Source organism: Halomonas sp. M4R1S46 (genome assembly GCF_025725685.1).
GTDB lineage: Bacteria > Pseudomonadota > Gammaproteobacteria > Pseudomonadales > Halomonadaceae > Halomonas.
In genome coordinates, this window is record NZ_CP107008.1 from 2000001 (window position 1) to 2018747 (window position 18747).

At 68.3% G+C, this 18747-nt stretch carries 17 protein-coding genes; 13 read left to right on the forward strand and 4 right to left on the reverse strand.

Annotated features, from left to right (window positions below):
- Positions 1-14 precede the first annotated feature (14 nt).
- On the forward strand, positions 15-1280 hold the full coding sequence (gene ectB, locus OCT48_RS09445; RefSeq protein ID WP_263592437.1) for a diaminobutyrate--2-oxoglutarate transaminase: 1266 nt from the start codon (positions 15-17) through the stop codon (positions 1278-1280).
- Positions 1281-1387: 107 nt separating this feature from the next.
- Positions 1388-1807 carry an ectoine synthase gene (locus OCT48_RS09450; protein ID WP_263592438.1) on the forward strand — a complete coding sequence of 140 codons (420 nt, stop codon included), beginning with the start codon at positions 1388-1390 and terminating at the stop codon, positions 1805-1807.
- Between the two features lie 73 nt (positions 1808-1880).
- Here OCT48_RS09450 and OCT48_RS09455 read toward each other — a convergent pair whose 3' ends face one another.
- A complete protein-coding gene (locus OCT48_RS09455; RefSeq protein ID WP_263592439.1) occupies positions 1881-2999 on the reverse strand; it encodes a tyrosine-type recombinase/integrase in 1119 nt (372 codons plus the stop codon).
- A gap of 1148 nt (positions 3000-4147) precedes the next feature.
- Between OCT48_RS09455 and OCT48_RS09460 the strand changes: the two genes are divergently transcribed.
- The 9 genes from OCT48_RS09460 (at position 4148) to OCT48_RS09500 (ending at position 11000) form a co-directional block, all read left to right on the forward strand.
- Positions 4148-4939, forward strand: coding sequence for an ATP-dependent zinc protease (locus OCT48_RS09460; RefSeq protein ID WP_412031033.1), 792 nt, complete (start codon positions 4148-4150; stop codon positions 4937-4939).
- Between the two features lie 17 nt (positions 4940-4956).
- On the forward strand, positions 4957-6468 hold the full coding sequence (locus OCT48_RS09465) for an inactive transglutaminase family protein (protein WP_263592441.1): 1512 nt from the start codon (positions 4957-4959) through the stop codon (positions 6466-6468).
- Positions 6469-6472: 4 nt separating this feature from the next.
- A complete protein-coding gene (locus tag OCT48_RS09470) occupies positions 6473-7462 on the forward strand; it encodes an alpha-L-glutamate ligase-like protein (protein WP_263592442.1) in 990 nt (329 codons plus the stop codon).
- Between the two features lie 179 nt (positions 7463-7641).
- Complete coding sequence (locus OCT48_RS09475; RefSeq protein WP_263592443.1) at positions 7642-8229, forward strand: hypothetical protein; 588 nt, start codon at positions 7642-7644, stop codon at positions 8227-8229.
- A 350-nt stretch (positions 8230-8579) separates the two neighbouring features.
- The gene (locus OCT48_RS09480; protein ID WP_263592603.1) at positions 8580-9032 is read left to right on the forward strand and encodes a Fur family transcriptional regulator; all 453 of its coding nucleotides are present in this window, start codon (positions 8580-8582) and stop codon (positions 9030-9032) included.
- A gap of 20 nt (positions 9033-9052) precedes the next feature.
- Entirely contained in the window at positions 9053-9502 is a 450-nt protein-coding gene (hisI, locus tag OCT48_RS09485; RefSeq protein ID WP_263592444.1) for a phosphoribosyl-AMP cyclohydrolase, read from the forward strand.
- 4 nt (positions 9503-9506) lie between these two features.
- Positions 9507-9836 (forward strand): membrane protein insertion efficiency factor YidD, encoded by a 330-nt coding sequence (gene yidD / locus OCT48_RS09490; RefSeq protein ID WP_263592445.1) that lies wholly within the window; start codon positions 9507-9509, stop codon positions 9834-9836.
- An 84-nt stretch (positions 9837-9920) separates the two neighbouring features.
- Entirely contained in the window at positions 9921-10505 is a 585-nt protein-coding gene (locus OCT48_RS09495; protein ID WP_263592446.1) for a DJ-1/PfpI family protein, read from the forward strand.
- 93 nt (positions 10506-10598) lie between these two features.
- Positions 10599-11000: a ribbon-helix-helix domain-containing protein gene (locus OCT48_RS09500; RefSeq protein WP_263592447.1), complete on the forward strand. Its 402-nt coding sequence runs from the start codon at positions 10599-10601 to the stop codon at positions 10998-11000.
- Here the strand turns inward: OCT48_RS09500 and OCT48_RS09505 are convergent.
- Positions 10964-11395: a SufE family protein gene (locus OCT48_RS09505; protein WP_263592448.1), complete on the reverse strand. Its 432-nt coding sequence runs from the start codon at positions 11393-11395 to the stop codon at positions 10964-10966. The genes OCT48_RS09500 and OCT48_RS09505 overlap by 37 nt on opposite strands.
- A gap of 27 nt (positions 11396-11422) precedes the next feature.
- Positions 11423-12622, reverse strand: coding sequence for a tyrosine-type recombinase/integrase (locus OCT48_RS09510; RefSeq protein WP_263592449.1), 1200 nt, complete (start codon positions 12620-12622; stop codon positions 11423-11425).
- 241 nt (positions 12623-12863) lie between these two features.
- On the opposite strand from OCT48_RS09510, the gene OCT48_RS09515 reads away from it, so the two are divergent.
- A complete protein-coding gene (locus OCT48_RS09515) occupies positions 12864-13922 on the forward strand; it encodes a DNA-binding protein (protein ID WP_263592450.1) in 1059 nt (352 codons plus the stop codon).
- A gap of 159 nt (positions 13923-14081) precedes the next feature.
- On the opposite strand, the gene nfuA is transcribed toward OCT48_RS09515, so the two are convergent.
- A complete protein-coding gene (gene nfuA, locus OCT48_RS09520) occupies positions 14082-14657 on the reverse strand; it encodes a Fe-S biogenesis protein NfuA (RefSeq protein WP_263592451.1) in 576 nt (191 codons plus the stop codon).
- Positions 14658-14999: 342 nt separating this feature from the next.
- Here nfuA and metH point away from each other — a divergent pair, with 342 nt between their 5' ends.
- On the forward strand, positions 15000-18701 hold the full coding sequence (metH, locus tag OCT48_RS09525; protein WP_263592452.1) for a methionine synthase: 3702 nt from the start codon (positions 15000-15002) through the stop codon (positions 18699-18701).
- Positions 18702-18747: the final 46 nt, after the last annotated feature.

Here is an 18747-nt window from a genome sequence, read left to right on the forward strand (position 1 = left end):
GACAGGAGGTCGCAATGCAGACCCAGACCCTCGAACGCATGGAATCCGATGTCCGGACCTATTCACGCTCCTTTCCGGTCGTCTTCACCAAGGCGCAGAATGCCCGCCTGACCGACGAGGACGGTCGCGAGTACATCGATTTCCTGGCCGGCGCCGGGACCCTCAACTACGGCCACAACAACCCGCACATCAAGCAGGCGCTGGTCGACTACCTGGCCTCCGACGGCATCGTCCACGGGCTGGACTTCTGGACCGCGGCCAAGCGTGACTACCTCGAGACCCTGGAGGAGGTGATCCTCAAGCCGCGGGGCCTGGAGTACAAGGTCCACTTCCCGGGGCCGACCGGCACCAACGCCGTCGAGGCGGCGATCCGTCTGGCCCGCGTGGCCAAGGGCCGTCACAACATCGTGACCTTCACCAACGGCTTCCACGGCGTGACCATGGGGGCGCTGGCCACCACCGGCAATCGCAAGTTCCGCGAGGCCACCGGCGGCATCCCGACCCAGGGCGCCTCCTTCCTGCCGTTCGACGGTTACCTGGGCGAGGGCACCGACACCCTGGACTACTTCGAGAAGCTGCTCGGCGACCAGTCCGGTGGCCTCGACGTGCCGGCCGCGGTCATCGTCGAGACGGTGCAGGGCGAGGGCGGTATCAACGTCTCCGGCCTGGAGTGGCTCAAGCGCCTGGAAGGCATCTGCCGGGCCCATGACATCCTGTTGATCGTCGATGACATCCAGGCCGGCTGCGGCCGTACCGGCAAGTTCTTCAGCTTCGAGCATGCCGGCGTCACCCCGGACATCGTCACCAATTCCAAGTCGCTGTCCGGCTTCGGGCTGCCCTTTGCCCACGTGCTGATGCGCCCCGAGCTCGACAAGTGGAAGCCCGGCCAGTACAACGGCACCTTCCGCGGCTTCAACCTGGCCTTCACCACCGCCGCGGCCACCCTGCGCAAGTACTGGAGCGACGACAGCTTCGAGCGCGATGTCCAGCGCAAGGGCCGCGTGGTCGCCGACCGCTTCCAGAAGATCGCCGCCTGGCTCTCGGAGCAGGGCATCGAGGCCTCCGAGCGAGGCCGTGGGCTGATGCGCGGCATCGACGTGGGCTCCGGTGACATCGCCGACAAGATCACCGCCAAGGCCTTCGAGAACGGCCTGGTCATCGAGACCAGCGGCCAGGACGGTGAGGTGGTCAAGTGCCTGTGCCCGCTGACCATCACCGACGAGGATCTCCTCGAGGGGCTCGACATCCTGGAGGCCAGCGCCAAGCAGGCCCTCAGCTGATATGCTGATTAGCCACCGGGGCGGCTGCGTCGGCCCGACGGCCAGATCCTCGGCCGGTCGCGGCCTCGCCTTGGCCGACCCGTCATAGACACTACTGGAGAGCCACCATGATCGTTCGCAACCTCGAAGTCGCCCGCGAGACCGACCGTCTGGTCACCGCCGAAAACGGCAACTGGGACAGCACCCGTCTGTCGCTGGCCGACGACGGCGGCAACTGTTCCTTCCACATCACCCGTATCTATGCCGGCACCGAGACCCATATCCACTACAAGCATCACTTCGAGGCGGTCTACTGCATCGAGGGCGATGGCGAGGTGGAGACCCTGGCCGACGGCAAGATCTGGCCGATCAAGCCGGGCGACATCTATATCCTCGACCAGCACGACGAGCACCTGCTGCGGGCGTACAAGACCATGCACCTCGCCTGCGTGTTCACCCCGGGGCTGACCGGCAGGGAGGTCCATCGCGAGGATGGCTCCTATGCGCCGCCGGTCCACGAGGAAGCCGACGACGAGAAGCCGCTCTAAGCCGCCAGGGTGGTCTGACTCCAAGGCCCCGGACCTCCAGGTCCGGGGCCTCGTCGTGTGGGCCTGCAGGACACTAGAACAGGCCCCTGGCCAGGTCGGCGGCCTTGTGGCGATAGGCGTCCTTCTCGTCCCGCACGTAGGCCTCGGTGGTCGCGGAGTTGGCGTGGCCCAGCAGCACCTGCAGCTCGCGTATCGACATGCCCTGCTCATGCATGAAGGTGGCGAAGCTGCGGCGCAGGTCATGCGGTGTGACCGCCTCTCCCAGCAGTTCGGCACAGCGCCGTCTCGCCTTGCCCAGCACGTAGTTGATCACGCCGAGGGTCAGGCCGTTCTCGCCGATGACCGGGGTCGCGCGGTTGTTCCAGTAGGGGCAGAAGAGGGCGCCGTTGGCGTAGCCTCGCTCGGTCTCCAGGTAGTCGAGCAGCGCCCGCCAGACCGGCTCCGGCGGCACCACGAGGCGCTCCTTGTTGCCTTTCCCGTGGATATGGATCTCCCGGGTCCGGAAATCGATATCCCGGGGAACCCGTATCCTGGTGACTTCCTCCCGGCGAATGCCCAGGGAGGCCATGAAGGTGATGATCAGCGCATTGCGTCGGGCGGTCGGGGTGCCGTCGGAGGCCGACGCCTGGATCAGGCCACGCAGGGTCGCGATATCGTGGGCGCGCCCCTTGGGCTTGCCGGGATTGCTGGCCGGCCGGATCGCCCGGATCCTCTCGAAGGTGTCGGGCGACATGACCTCCATCGCCCAGGATTCCTTCGCGGTGCCTTTCAGGGCGGCCAGGTAGGCGTTGCGGGTGCTCGCCTTGTAGCCCGCCTCCCGCAGGTGGGCGAGGATGAAGTGGACCACCGGCGCCCGGAGGTCGTGCCAGACGAGATGTTCATAGTCCTCGGCGCCGAACAGGCGAGCCATGTTGTTGAGCAGGTAGAGCTTGCTGCGGGCGCCGGAAGGGGAGTTCTGTGTCTGCAGGTGGACGTGGGCGGGATTCTCGAGCCGGGGGATGGGCGTCGGCGCGATGCGCATCACGGGACGCGAGGCATCGACGGCCCCGGGCCGATGCTGGTGAGCGGCCGGCAGATGCGGGCGGTGTCGCTGCGTCGGCTTGCGACCGCCGGCCGGCCCGGCGGAAGCCGGCGGTGCCGACGGGGCCAGACGCCCGTCGCTGTCTCGATCGTCCTCGTGGAACCCGCTCATGGTGTTGTCGGTCCTTGTCATTCGCTGTGGCAGGGAAGCCTGGGATACACGGGCCGCCGACGCGACGGTCGCCACGGCGTGCACCGGCCCCGAGGGAGTACCTAAGATCATCATTTTACGGATTTTTTCGTCTGGCGCGATGATCCGGTGAGTGTCGTCGCAGATGTTGGCCAGGGGAAGCTGCGAGGACATGGGACTCGATGCTGCCCGAGTGTCACGGACGGTTCCGGGTCAGGATCGGCAGGCGAGGCGCCGCCACAACTTGCATCATGGCCCGGCATGACTATGCTGAGGTTGACTCTCTGGATGAGTCAATTTGATCATAACGTCAATTATGTTCAAATTGATTCATCTTGAGGCCGCCCCGACTCCTTCCCCTGATCCCGGCCCGGTTGCCCGTGTCTCCCACCCGTGCTGCAGGCTGGCTGCCAGAACCCGCTCGAAGGCGAAGGAGGGCCGTTGACCCGCGCCGCCAACGATTCCCGGCCTCTCGGGCAGCACGCGACGACGCGCTCGTCTCGCCTTGACCACCCGCGCGCCTGGCCCGGGCCACGTCGTGCTCGGCGGCCCGACGGACCGAACACGATGGGGATCTTCGCCAGGATCGCGTCGAACGTCTTCATGATGCAGCGAATCACGCCCATGAACGCCGTCAGCCCCGACGATCGGCGTCGGGATAGGTGAAGCATGAGTCCTGGGCCAGGCTCGGGTATTGCCGACGAAAGACGCCGCAATATCGCGCCGGGAGTGGTGCCGGCATGGCGCTCGATATCCGCGCGCTGCCACAGCCGGCCAGGGAATCGCCAGGCAACCGGGGCCGGTTGCCTGGCGTAAGGTATAGTGGCGAAGGGTGATTGGGAAAAGTGCTGACCAGGAGTTCGTAGAATATATATTATGTTAAATGCATGATGGGTCAGATGCCCGCATGTCGCCACATCCCCCTCACTCGCCTTGGGCCTGCGGCCGGCACGACGGCTCGCCGTGGACAGGCGCGGCCCGTCTCCTTATCATCGCCGCATTCGTTTGTTCGCTCGAACGCCCCGGCGTTTGCTTCCCCGGTCTGCACAAAGGACGTTTCCGACATGCCGTTACGCCCCCCGTTGATGCTGTCTCTTCTCGGACTGACGTGGCTTGGGGGATGTGCGCTCGTGCCTGCGGATCGCCCCGACCCACCCGAGCCCCTGACCCCGCCGGCCTTCGAGGCGCGTATCGACCACCTCGAGGAGGCCCTGTCGGCACGCTGCGATGCCCGGCTTGAGACGCTCGCCCAGCATCGTCAGCAGCAACAGCGGCTGACCACCGATGTCCGCGAAGTGGGAAGCCTGTTGCGCCGCCTCCGCGAGGATGTCGCGGGTCTGAGCGCCGATGCCGCCGAGTCGCCGATGGTCGCCGACTGCCCGGCCGGCGATGAGCGCCTGGCCAACAAGGCGCTGCTGGGACGCTCCGAATGGATCGGACTCCCCAGCGTCGGCACCTATCTCGAGGCGCGCATCGATTCCGGCGCCAACACCTCGTCGCTGTCGGCTACCGAGATCACCTCCTTCGAGCGTGACGGCGAGGATTGGGTCCGCTTCAAGCTGGGGCTGAACGACGAGGATGGCGCGGTCGACGCCGTGCGCGATGACTGGATCGAGGCCCCGGTGGAACGCCGCGTGCGGATCGTCCAGGCCAATGGCGAGCAGTCGCGCCCGGTCATCAGCCTGCTGATGACCCTGGGGTCGATCCGCGAGACCGTCGAGTTCACCCTGACCGATCGCATCCCCCTGGACTACCCCGTGTTGCTGGGCCGTCGCTTCCTGATGGACATCGCCGTGGTCGACGTGGCCCGGGAGCATATCCACGAGCGCCCCAGCTTTCCCGACGATGGCCCGGCAACGGAAGACGGCGCCAACGACCCCGACGGTGATGCCGAGCAGGACACCGGCTCCGCCTCACCCTGATCCCCAAGGAAGATGTAATGTCCCGACTGCCCTTCTATCTGGTCGTCGCCCTCCTGCTCGTCATCGGCATCGGCATGAGCGTGCATCGCCATGTCGAATTCGAAGTGCCCTGGACGCCCGGTGAACAGCGCCAGGTGTGGGAGATCGAGGCACAGGTCAACTTCCGCGCCGATGGCGGCCCCGCCAAGGTGGAAATGGCCCTGCCCTCCACCCAGGACGGCTACCGCGTGCTCACCGAGCATACCGCCTCGCCGGGCTACGGGCTCAGCTTCCTCGAGGAGAACGGCAGCCGTCGTGCCCAGTGGTCGATCCGCGAGGCGCGCGGCCCCCAGCAGCTCTACTACAGCGCCCAGCTGTTGGTCGCCCCCCAGGCACGGGATGCCGACCGGCCGACGCCGAAGCCCCTGCCGGCGGTGGTCTGGGAGCGTCCCTACGATACGGCGGCCAGCGAGGTCATCGAACGCGCCTGGTCGCGCAGCTCCGACCCGTTCACCTTCACCCGGGAGCTGATCGGCGACTTCACCGAGGACCGCCAGAGCGAGAACACCCGGCTGCTGCTGACCCAGTTCGATCGCGTGCCACTGCTGGTGCGCCTGCTCAACCAGGCCGGCGTGGCGGCCCGCGAGGTGAATGGCCTGATGCTCGAGCATGGGCGCCGCCGACAGAGCCTGACCTCCTGGATCCAGGTTTATGACGGCGACGAGCAGGCGCTGTTCAACCCTGGCGATGGCGCCCAGGGCCGGCCGGACAACCTGCTGCTGTGGGAGGCCTCGGGGCAGTCGGTGCTCGAGGTCCAGGGGGGCACCAACTCGCGGGTGACCTTCTCCATGCTCTCCCGCAACCAGCCCGCCGCCGCCGCCGTGCGCAGCCAGCTGGCCAGGGGCTCCGACACCCTGCTCAACTTCTCGATCCACAGCCTGCCCCTGGAGGAACAGGCGCTGTTCCAGACCATCCTGTTGTTGCCGATCGGCGCCCTGGTGGTGGTCCTGCTGCGGGTCCTGGTGGGCATCAAGACCTCGGGCACCTTCATGCCGGTGCTGATCGCCCTGGCGTTCATCCAGACCACCCTGGTGACCGGGCTCGTCGGCTTCCTGCTGGTCGTGGCGGTGGGGCTGGTGATCCGCAACTATCTGTCCTACCTGAACCTGTTGCTGGTGGCGCGAGTGACGGCGGTGATCATCACGGTCATCGCCATCATCTCGCTGTTCTCGGTGCTGTCCTATCGCTTCGGGCTGAATGCGGGACTGCAGATCACCTTCTTCCCGATGATCATCCTGTCCTGGACGATCGAGCGCATGTCGATCCTCTGGGAAGAGGAAGGCCCCAAGGAGGTGCTGATCCAGGGGGGCGGCAGCCTGCTCACCGCGGTGCTCGCCTACCTGGCCATGAACAATCCCTGGATTCGCCATATCACCTTCAACTTCCTGGGGGTGCAACTGATCCTGATGGCGCTGATCCTGCTGCTCGGCAACTACACCGGGTACCGCCTGCTCGAGTTGCGCCGCTTCAAGCCGGTGACGGAGGACTGACGCCATGTGGACCTCTCCCGGCCGCCTGAAGGCCAAGGGCATCATCGGCATGAATCGCCGCAACATCCGCTATATCGGTCGCTACAACGACCGGCGCCTGTATCCGCTGGTCGACGACAAGCTGAAGACCAAGCTGCTGGCCCAGCAGTACGCGATCACCACCCCAGCCCTGATCGGCACCGTGACCACCCAGTTCGGCGTCAAGCACATCCGCGAGATGCTCACCGGACACACCGGCTTCGTGATCAAGCCGGCCAAGGGCAGCGGCGGCAAGGGGATCCTGGTCGTCGAGCGGGTCGACGGGGGCGATTACATCAAGCCCAGCGGCAGCCGGCTGTCCCTGGAGGACGTCGAGCGGCATGCCTCCAACATCCTGTCCGGCCTCTACTCCCTGGGCGGGTCGCCCGACGTGGCGCTGATCGAGTCGCTGATCAACTTCGACGAGACCTTCGGCGAGTACACCTATGAGGGCGTGCCCGACATCCGCGTCATCGTCTTCAAGGGCTATCCGGTGATGGCCATGATGCGGTTGTCCACCGCCGCCTCGGACGGCAAGGCGAACCTCCACCAGGGGGCGGTGGGCGTGGGGATCGACATCGCCACCGGCACCGCCATCCGCGGGGTCCAGTTCGACCGGTCCCGCCACGACCATCCGGACACCGGCCACGAGCTGGCCAGCCTGTGCATCCCCGGCTGGCAGACCCTGCTGCTGCTGGCGGCGAGCTGCTACGAGATGACCTCGCTGGGCTATCTGGGCACCGACATGGTGCTGGATCGTGACCATGGTCCCATGCTGCTCGAGCTCAATGCCCGCCCCGGCCTGGCGATCCAGATGGCCAACGGCGAGGGGCTCCGTCCGCGGCTCGACCTCATCGAGCAGCAGCCCGAAGGCATCGGCGTCGAGGAACGGGTGGCCTTCGCCCAGCGCCACTTCGCCCGCCGCAGCGAACTCGCCACCACCGAGGAGCCGCCGGTGGCCATCTCCAGCGCCTGAGCGGGCCCCGGCATTCGTCCCGAGCCTGGGTATGAGACATCTCATACCCAGGCATGAAATCGGGCCTTCGAGGGACAAACCTGACCTCCGTCAAGGAGCCCATCCCCCCGGCCCGCTACCCTTGCCTCCCATAACGACACTCCCATAACAACAACGCCGCAGCCACGGGAGGCCGCCTCATGACACACCCGTATCCCCGCGAATTCCCCGCCGTCCTGCTGCCCGGGGAGCTCCTGGCCCTGGCCGGCGATCACGAACGCCAGGCGATGGGCCACTATCGCCGCCTGGCCTTCCGCTTCCTGCCCTTCGGCCGCGGCATCAGTCGCCTGATGGCGACCCTGGGCATCGAGTGCGAACGGCGCCTGGCGGAGATCCACCGGGTCGCCCGTGAGCTCGAGCCGCCAGCATCACGTGTCGCGCCCCCGAGGGGACCTGCCTGGCCGGCAGGCGCGGAAGCGGAGAGCGGCAAGGTCGCCGGGCTGATCGCCGGTCGCGGCCAGGCGCTCGCCGCGCTGAAGCTGGCCGAGGCCCGGGCCGAGCACACGGTGCGGGTGGCGACGCACCTCGAGGAGATCAATGCCACCCCGTTCCTGCAGGCACTGCTGCTCGGCATGCTCGCCCAGAAGCAGGCCGAGCGGCATATCCTCGCCGAGCTGGTGGCGGCGTATGATGGAGCGGACGCCGAGGATGCCCGGCTGGCCGCTCGCGACTGGCCGCGGGGCTGGCTGGCGGGGGCCAGGCGACTGCCCGCCCCGTCCTCCGGCTGAGGGCAACGACCAGGGGTATCGCAGATAGCAGGATCGTTCGGGGCTGATCCGTCGACAGGCCCCGGGGTGCCGGACCATTGAGGAGGCGCTGTGAACCCCTCCCTGGGCGCTACCGACGCCCTGCTGCGCTCTCGCGTCCCGCTCCGCTTGCAGGTCCGGTGCTGGCCATCCATGGCCAGCCCGTTCGGAGCAGTGCTCCTCACCCCTGGCGTAGGACCTCCTTACGGTCTGCCCCCGGCGCCCCTCGCTATAGGCAACTGCGATAGCCCTGGGGCAACGACGCGGTGACTGGCTCCCTCCGGGCGTGACGCGTAGAATATGGCCTTCATCCCGAGACCCGCATGGCCAGCATGACCGATTCCCGCGCCCTGATGCACCAGGCCGAGCGACAGTGCCGCCGCCGCGGCGTGCGCTTCACCCCCATCCGCCAGCGGGTGCTGCAGATGATCGCGGACACCCGCGGCGGCCTCAAGGCCTACGACCTGCTGGATCGCCTGGCCACGGAGCATGCCGCGGCACGGCCGCCCACGGTGTATCGCGCCCTGGAGTTCCTGATCGACCAGGGCCTGGTACATCGCATCGAGTCGCTCAATGCCTATGTCGCCTGCCCCTGCCCCGAGCATGCCCACGGCTTCCAGTTGCTGATCTGCCGCGACTGCGGCCGCGTCGAGGAACTGCACCTGGACGACATCAACGAGCAGCTGGGCGCCCGGGCCCGGGAGCTGGGCTTCGTCGTCCAGCGCCAGACCATCGAGCTGCTCGGCCAGTGCGATAGCTGCCGCTCGGCCGCCGAGGCCCTCTGACCATCATTGCCGGAGACTGCATGTCCGATACCTTCAAGGCGCTGGAAGGCGCCGCCCGTGACAGCCGCCACCCGTTGGCCGAGATCCTCGCCGCCATCCGTTTCAATGCCGACGGGCTGATTCCGGCCATCGCCCAGCAGCATGACAGTGGCGAGGTGCTGATGATGGCCTGGATGAACCGCGAGGCCCTGGAGGAGACCCTGCGCAGCGGTCGGGTCTGCTACTGGTCGCGCTCGCGCGGCAAGCTGTGGCGCAAGGGGGAGTCGTCCGGCCAGCAGCAGCACCTGCGAGCCGCGGCCCTGGATTGCGATGGCGATACCCTGCTGCTGCAGGTGGACCAGACGGGGCCGGCCTGTCACAGCGGCCGGCGCAGCTGCTTCTACGTGGCCCTCGAGGGCGACCAGGCGCGGGTGACCAGCGCCCCGCTGGTCGATCCCGCGACCCTCTACGGCGCCGGGACGCCTCGCTGAGCCCATGGCGTCGCGGCATGATCGGGGCGCCATGGGCTGGCTCGGTCGGGCGATGCTCGGGCTGCTGCGAGGCTATCAGCTGCTCCTGAGCCCCCTGCTCGGCCCGCGCTGCCGCTACTGGCCGAGCTGCTCGCACTACGCCATGGAGGCCATCCGGGTGCACGGCCCGGGCCGCGGCGGCTGGCTGGCCCTGCGCCGGATCCTGCGCTGTCACCCGGGCTGCCCCGGGGGAATCGACCCCGTCCCGGGCGGGCCCAGCGAAGCGCTGTGCCGCGACGACCCCGAGCTCGACGAGCACTTTCGCTGCCGCGCCCGGCCGGGGCGCACGGACTGAGCCCGGGTGTAGTAGTGGGCTACCACCCGCCCCGTGAGCGCCCATGCCAGACTGACCTCTCCGCGCAATGCTAGGAGAACCGCCATGTCCGGCAAGCGAATCCTGATGCTCTGCGGCGATTTCGCCGAAGACTACGAGACCATGGTCCCCTTCCAGGCCCTCCAGGCCGTGGGACATCGCGTCGACGCGGTCTGCCCCGACAAGCGCCCCGGCGACACCGTGGCCACGGCGATCCACGACTTCGAGGGCGACCAGACCTACACCGAGAAACCGGGCCATCGCTTCGCCCTGAATGCCAGCTTCGAGGAGGTCGACCCGGCCGCCTACGATGGCCTGGTGATTCCTGGCGGGCGAGCGCCCGAGTACCTGCGTCTCGATGCCCGGGTGATCGAGATCGTGCGGCACTTCTTCACGGCGGACAAGCCCGTGGCGGCCGTCTGCCACGGCGTCCAGCTGCTCGCCGCCGCCCGGGTGCTGGAGGGGCGGCGCTGCTCCGCCTACCCGGCCTGTCGCCCCGAGGTGGAGCTCGCCGGTGGCCACTATGCCGATATCGCCGTGGACGCGGCGGTGACCGACGGCAACCTGGTCACCGCGCCGGCCTGGCCGGCCCATCCCGCCTGGCTCGCCCAGTACCTCGAGCGGCTCGGCACCCGCATCGGCCACGCCTGAGGCCCGGCTTGCCGAGCCCCCTGCCAGGCGGCATGCTGTCGCCTGGCACCTCGTGCGGTGCGCCTGGACCATGCCGCCAAGGAGATCGGGACCATGTGCAAGCTATTCACCGGCGCCGACCCCGCCCTGTGGGAGTCGCAGACGCGCTCCATGCGACTCGACGGGGTGAGCACCAGCGTGCGCCTCGAGGGATTCTTCTGGGGCGTGCTCGAGGAGATCGGCCGCCGCGACGACCTGGGGCTGAGCCAGCTGCTCACCCGGCTCTCCCGGGAATGGATCGAGTCGGGACGCGACGTCGATAACTTCGCGTCCTTCCTGCGCGTCTGTTGTGGGCGCTACTACGCCCTGCAGCTCGCCGGGGAGGTGCCGCCCCGCCAGGACGCCCCCATCGCCGACCTGGATGCCGAGGCCATCCTGGCCAGGGAGCGCCGCCGTCGCCACGGCGCGAGCGCGGCCCGTCAGGCCGAGGCCGCTTCCTGCTCGGCCACGCGGTAGATCCGCTCCAGCATGGCGTTCAGGCCGTTGCTGCGGGTCGGCGACAGGTGCTTGTCGAGGCCCAGGTCCTTGAGGAAGTGCGGGCTGGTGGCGCGGATGTCCTCGGGGCGCTGGTCATTGTAGATGCGCATCAGCACGGCGATCAGCCCCGAGACGATGGCCGCATCGGAGATCGCCTGGAAGTGCAGGCGATCGCCCTGCCGCGCGTGGTGCATCCAGACATTGGACTGGCAGCCCTGGATCTTCAGCTCCGCGACCTTCCACTCGTCGGGAAAGGCCGGCAGCTGCTTGCCCATGTCGATGATGTACTGGTAGCGATCCATCCAGTTGTCGAACATCTCGAACTCGTCCAGCAGCTCCTGCTGGGCCTGTTCGGCGGTGGTCTCTGTGCTCATGGGAACTCCTCGATGTGATGGTCGCGATTATAACGTCCGGGAGCCGCCCTCGTCCGCCCCCTCGCCTGCCACCCGGCCCGACAGCCCGTGCCGGGCCTGCTGGCGATGCCACTCCGCGTCCTCGGCATGGAGATAGCGCGCTGTGGTGTCGAGCCGCGCATGGCGCGCCGTCTCGGCCAGGTAGCGCAACTCGATCCCGGCCTGGGCCTGGTGGGTCAGGGCCGTGTGGCGGAGCCAGTGGGGCGTGGCCCGTCGCAGCTGGGCCACCTCCCGCCTCGCCGCCTCGCCGAGCTCGGCCGCCAGGCCCCCTGCCGCCTCGTCGAAGACACCGCGCATCAGCCGGTACAGCCGGTTCTCGCCCAGGCCGCGGCGACCGTCCAGCCCCCGCAGCAGCGGCGTGGCCTCGTCCGGCCCGGGCTCGGGGGCGAGGCCGAGGTGGCCTCGCCAGTCGCCGAGCAGGTGCATCATGTCCGGGGGTACCGGAAGGCGGGCCGCCTTGCCGCCCTTCCCCACCACGTCCCACCACCAGCGCCCCTCGCGCCGCTGGAAGTCGCTCATGCGGGCCGCCGCCATCTCCGAGATCCGTGGGGCCAGCAGGTAGGCGAAGCCGAACGCCAGGCGGCGCCGCTGTGCCTCGAAGCGTTCCCGTGGCGTGGCCTCGGCATCCGGCTCGCGATCCAGCCAGCCCCACAGCCAGTCCCACAGCGGGCGCTCCAGGTAGCGCTCGATCCGCGGCTGACGGTTGTCCAGGCGACGCCGCTTGTCGCGCATCAGCCGGAAGGGGTTGTGGGCGATCCAGCCCGCCTCGGCCAGCCAGGCGAACAGCCCCTGCAGGATGACCAGGCTCTGCCGGCGACTGGCCGGTGACAGCGGGCCGCGGAACGGTCGCCAACGAGGATCGCGACGCGGTCGCGTCGCGCCCACCCAGCGCTCCCGGGGCTGCGGGTCGCCGAGGAAGGCCTCGAAGGCGTCGAGATGGTCGCGGCGCACCTCGGCGAGCCCCAGGTTCTGGGTCGCCAGCCACAGCAGCAGGCGCTCGGCCTCGCGACGGTAGGCGCGCCGGGTATTGGGGCTGGCCCGGTACTCGGCGAGCCACAGGCCCACCGCCTCGATGTCGTCGCGGGCGGCGATATGGCTGGTGCCCTGGGCGGACGGCGCGGCCGGCACGGCGGGCGCCGTCTCGTACAGCCCCTGCACCATCTCCTGCCCGATGACGGAGTCCGACATTCCTTCCCCTCTCCCTCTTCTCTCTTCCGTGTGCGACACGCCGCATGACGGCCGGGAACAGTGTCCCCGTGGCCACCAGGAAAATCAAGATAAGCCGCGTAATCTTGATTTTTATCTCGAAATGGTAATGTATTTTACGTAAAACGTAATATGTAATTATTTTGTTTTCCCGTCTCCCGGGGTATGCTGCGCGCATCGGCGAGGCCTCCGGGGAGGCGAGTCAACAGGCGAGGAGAACGGCATGGCACGCAGCGGTGTGCAGTACGAGGATGTGCAGCGGGCGATCGATACCCTGATGGCCAGGGGCGAGGCGCCCAGCGTGCAGAAGATCCGCGAGGCGCTGGGCACCGGCAGCTTCACCACCATCAGCGAACACCTCAGGGAGTGGCGCAAGCGCCGCGAGGAGAACCGGGACGTGCCCCCGCCGCGGGGCATGCCGGCGGCCCTTCAGGACATGGCCGAGACGCTCTGGCAGCAGGCCCAGGCATCGGCCAACGAGGCACTGGCCCACTATCGCCGCGAGGCCGACGACAAGGTGGCCGAGGCCGGCGAGCAGGCCGCGGAGGCCGTGCGCCGAGCCGAGGACGCCGAACAGCGCGAGGCCGCCCTCTCCGCTCACCTGACACGCACCGAGGCGCGCCTCGAGGCCCAGACCGCCGAGCTGGCGCGACTACAGGCCGACCATGAGGCCCTGGCGAGCCGCGAGGCACGCCAGCGGGAGGCCCGGACGCGGCTGGAGGCACGCCTCGAGGAGCTGCAGGCGGAGCTGGAGGCCCAGGGCCAGGCCCACCGTCAGGCGCAGGCCGACCAGGAGGCGACCCACCAGGCGCGACTGGCCCAGGAGGAGCAGCGCCACGAGAGCGCCGAGGCGCGCTTGATGGGGCTGCTCGACGAGGCCCGCCGGGAACGCCAGGCCGCCGAGAAGGCCCATGCCAGCCGCCACGACAAGCTGGAGAAACGCCTGGAGACGCTTCAGGAAGAGCACAGGGCGCTGCGCGCGGAACTCAGCGAGGAGCAGCGGCGGCGCCGTGAGGCGCAGCAGGCGGGGCGCGACGCCGAGGCGGCCCGCCTGTCGCTGGAGGAGGAAAGGACGCGCCTGACGGCGCGGCTGGAGGACAGCCAGCAGGCCCTGGCATCGCGCCAGGAGCGCGTGGAAGCCTTGGAGCGACGCCTCGAGGATCGCCTCTGGTCATCACTGGAGGGGATCCGCGAGACCCAGGCCCGGTTGAGCGAAACGGTCGAAAACGACGCGGGCCCCGACGATGCGGGGCCCACGCAGGCAGAGAGTGCCGAGAACTAACCAAGGAAACGCAGATTTGCGTCGTGAGCGAAGATAGGCTGGTTGACGCCGGCGCGGAGCGACCGGAGTTTACGTGCTGCTAAATGAGGATCGCGACGGTCCGACGCCTCGGCACCGCCGGCGGCCGGCCTATCGAGCGCAGCAGCAAATCAGGGTTTCCTAGCGGTAGTAGGCGTTGGTGGTGTCGGTATGGTCGGTGACGTCGCGGATGCCGGCCAGCTCCGGGATACGCTCCTTCAGGGTCTTCTCGACGCCTTCCTTGAGGGTCAGGTCGACGGCGGCGCAGCCCTGGCAGCCGCCGCCGAAGGCCAGCACGGCCACCTGCTCCTCGGTCAGCTCGACCAGCTTGACCTCGCCGCCGTGGGCGGCCAGCCCCGGGTTGATCTCGCTGTAGAGCACGTAGTTGACGCGGTCGGCCAGCGGGCTGTCGGCGTTGACCTTGGGCATCTTGGCGTTGGGCGCCTTGATGGTCAGCTGGCCGCCCATGCGGTCGGCATTGAAGTCGACCACCGCCTCCTCGAGGAAGGGCAGGCTGTGCTTGTCCAGGTAGACGGCGATCTTGTCGAGCTCGAGGCGCTCGTCGCTGGGCCGGCAGTAGGCCAGGCAGGTCTCGGCATAGGGCGTGCCGGGCTGGGTGATGAAGATGCGCACGGCGATGCCCTCGACGTTCTGCTTGGCCAGCAGTTCGGCGAGGTAGTCCTGGGCACTGTCGGTAATCTGGATGCTGTCGCTCATGATGCTCTCGCTGTTCGAGCCGGGCCGCCGCGGTGCCGACCGCCGCGACCGCAGGCCGCAATGAGGTGATGGGCCCATGGTAAGCGAGTGGCCGTCGCGAGACAATCCCGAGTGATTTGCTGGGTTATAGGGCGCGTTGACCATCGCAACGTGCGTGCGATGGTCAACGCGCCCTAGGCCCCTGCCGCCGCACGCCGGCTTTTGCTACCATAGCGGTTTTCGGTTTTGTCACGGGCCTCGTTGCCCCGCCGACTCTCGACGGCCACCTCGTATGGCAAGACGCCCCAGGCGCCGCGCCGTCGATGCGCCCCGACGCCTTCACGCTGGAGATTGACCCGACCCATGGCTGCCGTCCCGACTCCCCTGACCGCCACGCTTACCGAACGCCTCGGCCAGCACATCCTGATGCTGGACGGGGGCATGGGCACCATGCTGCAGAACGCCGCGCTGTCCGAGGAGGAGTTTCGCGGCGAGCGCTTTTCGGACTGGCCCAGCGACCTCAAGGGCAACAATGACCTGCTGGCGCTGACCTGCCCGGACCTGGTCACGCGGATCCATCGGGACTATCTCCTGGCCGGGGCCGACATCGTCGAGACCAACACCTTCAACAGCACGCGCCTGTCCCAGGCCGATTACGGCATGGAGGCACTGGTCCCCGAGCTCAACCGCGAATCGGCCCGGCTGGCGCGCGAGGTCTGTGACGCCGTGACCGAGGAGACCGGGGTGCCCCGCTATGTCGCCGGGGTGCTGGGGCCGACCTCGCGCACGGCCTCGCTGTCCCCGGACGTCAACGACCCCGCCAAGCGCAACGTCACCTTCGACGAGCTGCGCGACAACTACCGCGAGGCCGCCGAGGCGCTGATCGAGGGCGGCAGCGACCTGATCCTGATCGAGACGATCTTCGATACCCTCAACGCCAAGGCCGCGATCTATGCCCTCGAGGAACTCTTCGAGGACCGCGGTGAGCGGCTGCCGGTAATGATCTCCGGGACCATCACCGACGCCTCGGGGCGTACCCTGTCCGGCCAGACCACCGAGGCCTTCTGGAACTCGGTGCGCCATGCCCGGCCGCTGTCGGTGGGCCTGAACTGTGCCCTGGGCGCCGAGGAACTGCGGCCCTACGTCGAGGAGCTGGCCAAGAAGGCGGACACCTTCGTCTCGGCCCACCCCAACGCCGGCCTGCCCAACGAGTTCGGCGAGTATGACCAGACCCCCGAGGAGATGGCGGCCATCGTCGCCGAGTTCGCCGCCAGCGGCCTGGTCAATATCATCGGCGGGTGTTGCGGGAGCACGCCGGAGCATATCGCCGCCATCCACCGGGCGATCCGCGACCTCGCCCCGCGGCCGCTGCCGGAGCGGGCCCTGGCCTGTCGCCTGTCGGGCCTCGAGCCGTTCAACATCGAGCACGACTCGCTGTTCGTCAACGTCGGCGAACGTACCAACGTCACCGGCTCCGCCCGCTTCAAGCGGCTGATCGTCGAGGAGGACTACACCACCGCCCTCGAGGTGGCCCTCGAGCAGGTGGAGAACGGCGCCCAGGTCATCGACATCAACATGGACGAGGGCATGCTCGAGTCCGAGGAGGCCATGGTGCGCTTCCTCAACCTGATCGCCGGCGAGCCCGACATCGCCCGGGTGCCGATCATGGTCGACTCCTCCAAGTGGGAGATCATCGAGGCCGGCCTCAAGTGTATCCAGGGCAAGGCGGTGGTCAATTCCATCTCCATGAAGGAAGGCGAAGCGGCCTTCCGCGAGCAGGCCACCCGCTGCCGCCGCTACGGCGCCGCGGTGGTGGTGATGGCCTTCGACGAACAGGGCCAGGCCGACACCTTCGCGCGCAAGACCGAGATCTGCCAGCGCGCCTACCGGCTGCTGGTCGACGAGATCGGCTTCCCCCCGGAAGACATCATCTTCGACCCCAACATCTTCGCCATCGCCACCGGCATCGAGGAGCACGACAACTACGCGGTGGACTTCATCGAGGCCACCCGCTGGATCCGCGAGCACCTGCCCCACGCCATGGTCTCCGGCGGGGTGTCCAACGTCTCCTTCTCGTTCCGCGGCAACAACCCGGTGCGCGAGGCCATCCACTCGGTGTTCCTCTACCACGCCATCCGCGCCGGCCTGACCATGGGCATCGTCAACGCCGGCCAGCTGGCGGTCTACGACGACCTGCCCGAGGAGCTCCGCGAGGCGGTCGAGGACGTGGTGCTCAACCGGCGCAGCGACTCCACCGAGCGGCTCCTCGACCTCGCCGACAAGTACAAGGGCGACGGCAGCGGCGGCGCCAGGAAGGAGGACCTCGAGTGGCGCAGCTGGGAGGTCGAGAAGCGCATCGAGCACGCCCTGGTCAAGGGCATCACCGCCTATATCGAGGACGATACCGAGCTGGCCCGCCAGCGGGCCACGCGCCCCATCGAGGTGATCGAGGGCCCGCTGATGGATGGCATGAACGTGGTCGGCGACCTGTTCGGCGCCGGCAAGATGTTCCTGCCCCAGGTGGTCAAGTCGGCGCGGGTCATGAAGCAGGCGGTGGCCTACCTGATCCCCTACATCGAGGCGGAGAAGAGCGAGGACACCCAGGCCAAGGGCAAGATCGTCATGGCCACGGTCAAGGGCGACGTCCACGACATCGGCAAGAACATCGTCGGCGTCGTCCTGCAGTGCAACAACTACGAGGTGATCGACCTCGGCGTGATGGTGCCGGCGGAGAAGATCCTCCAGACCGCCCGCGACGAGAACGCCGACATCATCGGCCTGTCGGGGCTGATCACCCCGTCGCTGGACGAGATGGTCCATGTCGCCAAGGAGATGCAGCGCCAGGGCTTCACGCTGCCGCTGCTGATCGGCGGGGCCACCACCTCCAAGGCCCACACCGCGGTCAAGATCGAGCCGGGCTACGAGCACCCGGTAATCTATGTCACCGACGCCTCACGGGCCGTCGGGGTGGCCGGCAAGCTGCTCTCGCCGGGGCTCAAGGAGGCCTATGTGGCCGAGATCCGCGCCGAGTACGAGACGGTCCGCGAGCGCAACGCCAGGCGTCGCCCCAAGGCCGCGGAGATCAGCTATGCCGAGGCGCGTCGTCACAAGCCGGTCATCGACTGGGCGCACTACAGCCCGCCGCGGCCGGCCCTCGAGGGCCTCAAGGTCTTCGATGACTACGACCTGACCCGGCTGGTCGAGCGCATCGACTGGACGCCCTTCTTCATGAGCTGGCAGCTGGCCGGCAAGTACCCGAGGATCCTCGACGACGACAAGGTCGGCGAGGCGGCACGCAGCCTGTTCGCCGACGCCCAGGACATGCTGGCGCGGATGATCGACGAGCGCCTCATCCAGGCCCGCGGCGTGATCGGCCTGTGGCCCGCCAACAGCGTCGATGACGACGTCATCGAGGTCTATGCCGACGAGTCCCGTGCCGAGGTGGTCGAGCGGCTGCACCATATCCGCCAGCAGACCACCAAGAACCGCGAGGGGGTCTGCTACAGCCTGGCCGACTTCGTCGCGCCCAAGGCCAGCGGCAAGCCCGACTGGATCGGCGGCTTCGCGGTGACCGCGGGGCACGGCGTCGAGGAACTCGCCAACCGTTACAAGGCCGCCGGCGACGACTACAACGCCATCATGGTCCAGGCGCTGGCCGACCGGCTCGCCGAGGCCTTCGCCGAGCACATGCACGAGCGGGTCCGCAAGGAGTTCTGGGGCTATGTGCCCGACGAGACGCTCGACAACGACGCGCTGATCGCCGAGAAGTACCAGGGCATCCGCCCCGCGCCGGGCTATCCGGCCTGCCCGGACCATACCGAGAAGGCCACCCTCTTCCGCCTGCTCCAGGCCGAGACCCACGCCGGCCTCGAGCTCACCGAGAGTTTCGCCATGTGGCCCGCCGCGGCGGTCTCCGGCTGGTACTTCGCCCATCCCCAGTCGAAGTACTTCTCCACCGGCAAGATCACCCGCGACCAGGTCGAGGTGCTGGCCAGCCGCAAGGGCATGTCGGTCGCCGAACTGGAGCGCTGGCTGGCGCCGGTGCTCTCCTACGACCCCAGCTGATGGCGCGGCGTGTCATCTCGGGCCCCCGGCGCGGGGCCGGCCCCGG

What these genes read in the sequence shown, in the direction of transcription:
- OCT48_RS09500 (WP_263592447.1), top strand. Translation starts at nt 10,599, where the DNA reads ATGTGCAAGCTATTCACCGGCGCCGACCCCGCCCTGTGGGAGTCGCAG.
- OCT48_RS09515 (WP_263592450.1), top strand. Translation starts at nt 12,864, where the DNA reads ATGGCACGCAGCGGTGTGCAGTACGAGGATGTGCAGCGGGCGATCGAT.
- hisI (WP_263592444.1), top strand. Translation starts at nt 9,053, where the DNA reads ATGTCCGATACCTTCAAGGCGCTGGAAGGCGCCGCCCGTGACAGCCGC.
- OCT48_RS09450 (WP_263592438.1), top strand. Translation starts at nt 1,388, where the DNA reads ATGATCGTTCGCAACCTCGAAGTCGCCCGCGAGACCGACCGTCTGGTC.
- OCT48_RS09470 (WP_263592442.1), top strand. Translation starts at nt 6,473, where the DNA reads ATGTGGACCTCTCCCGGCCGCCTGAAGGCCAAGGGCATCATCGGCATG.
- nfuA (WP_263592451.1), bottom strand. Translation starts at nt 14,657, where the DNA reads ATGAGCGACAGCATCCAGATTACCGACAGTGCCCAGGACTACCTCGCC.
- ectB (WP_263592437.1), top strand. Translation starts at nt 15, where the DNA reads ATGCAGACCCAGACCCTCGAACGCATGGAATCCGATGTCCGGACCTAT.
- OCT48_RS09455 (WP_263592439.1), bottom strand. Translation starts at nt 2,999, where the DNA reads ATGAGCGGGTTCCACGAGGACGATCGAGACAGCGACGGGCGTCTGGCC.
- metH (WP_263592452.1), top strand. Translation starts at nt 15,000, where the DNA reads ATGGCTGCCGTCCCGACTCCCCTGACCGCCACGCTTACCGAACGCCTC.
- OCT48_RS09475 (WP_263592443.1), top strand. Translation starts at nt 7,642, where the DNA reads ATGACACACCCGTATCCCCGCGAATTCCCCGCCGTCCTGCTGCCCGGG.
- OCT48_RS09465 (WP_263592441.1), top strand. Translation starts at nt 4,957, where the DNA reads ATGTCCCGACTGCCCTTCTATCTGGTCGTCGCCCTCCTGCTCGTCATC.
- OCT48_RS09495 (WP_263592446.1), top strand. Translation starts at nt 9,921, where the DNA reads ATGTCCGGCAAGCGAATCCTGATGCTCTGCGGCGATTTCGCCGAAGAC.
- OCT48_RS09510 (WP_263592449.1), bottom strand. Translation starts at nt 12,622, where the DNA reads ATGTCGGACTCCGTCATCGGGCAGGAGATGGTGCAGGGGCTGTACGAG.
- yidD (WP_263592445.1), top strand. Translation starts at nt 9,507, where the DNA reads ATGGCGTCGCGGCATGATCGGGGCGCCATGGGCTGGCTCGGTCGGGCG.
- OCT48_RS09505 (WP_263592448.1), bottom strand. Translation starts at nt 11,395, where the DNA reads ATGAGCACAGAGACCACCGCCGAACAGGCCCAGCAGGAGCTGCTGGAC.
- OCT48_RS09480 (WP_263592603.1), top strand. Translation starts at nt 8,580, where the DNA reads ATGACCGATTCCCGCGCCCTGATGCACCAGGCCGAGCGACAGTGCCGC.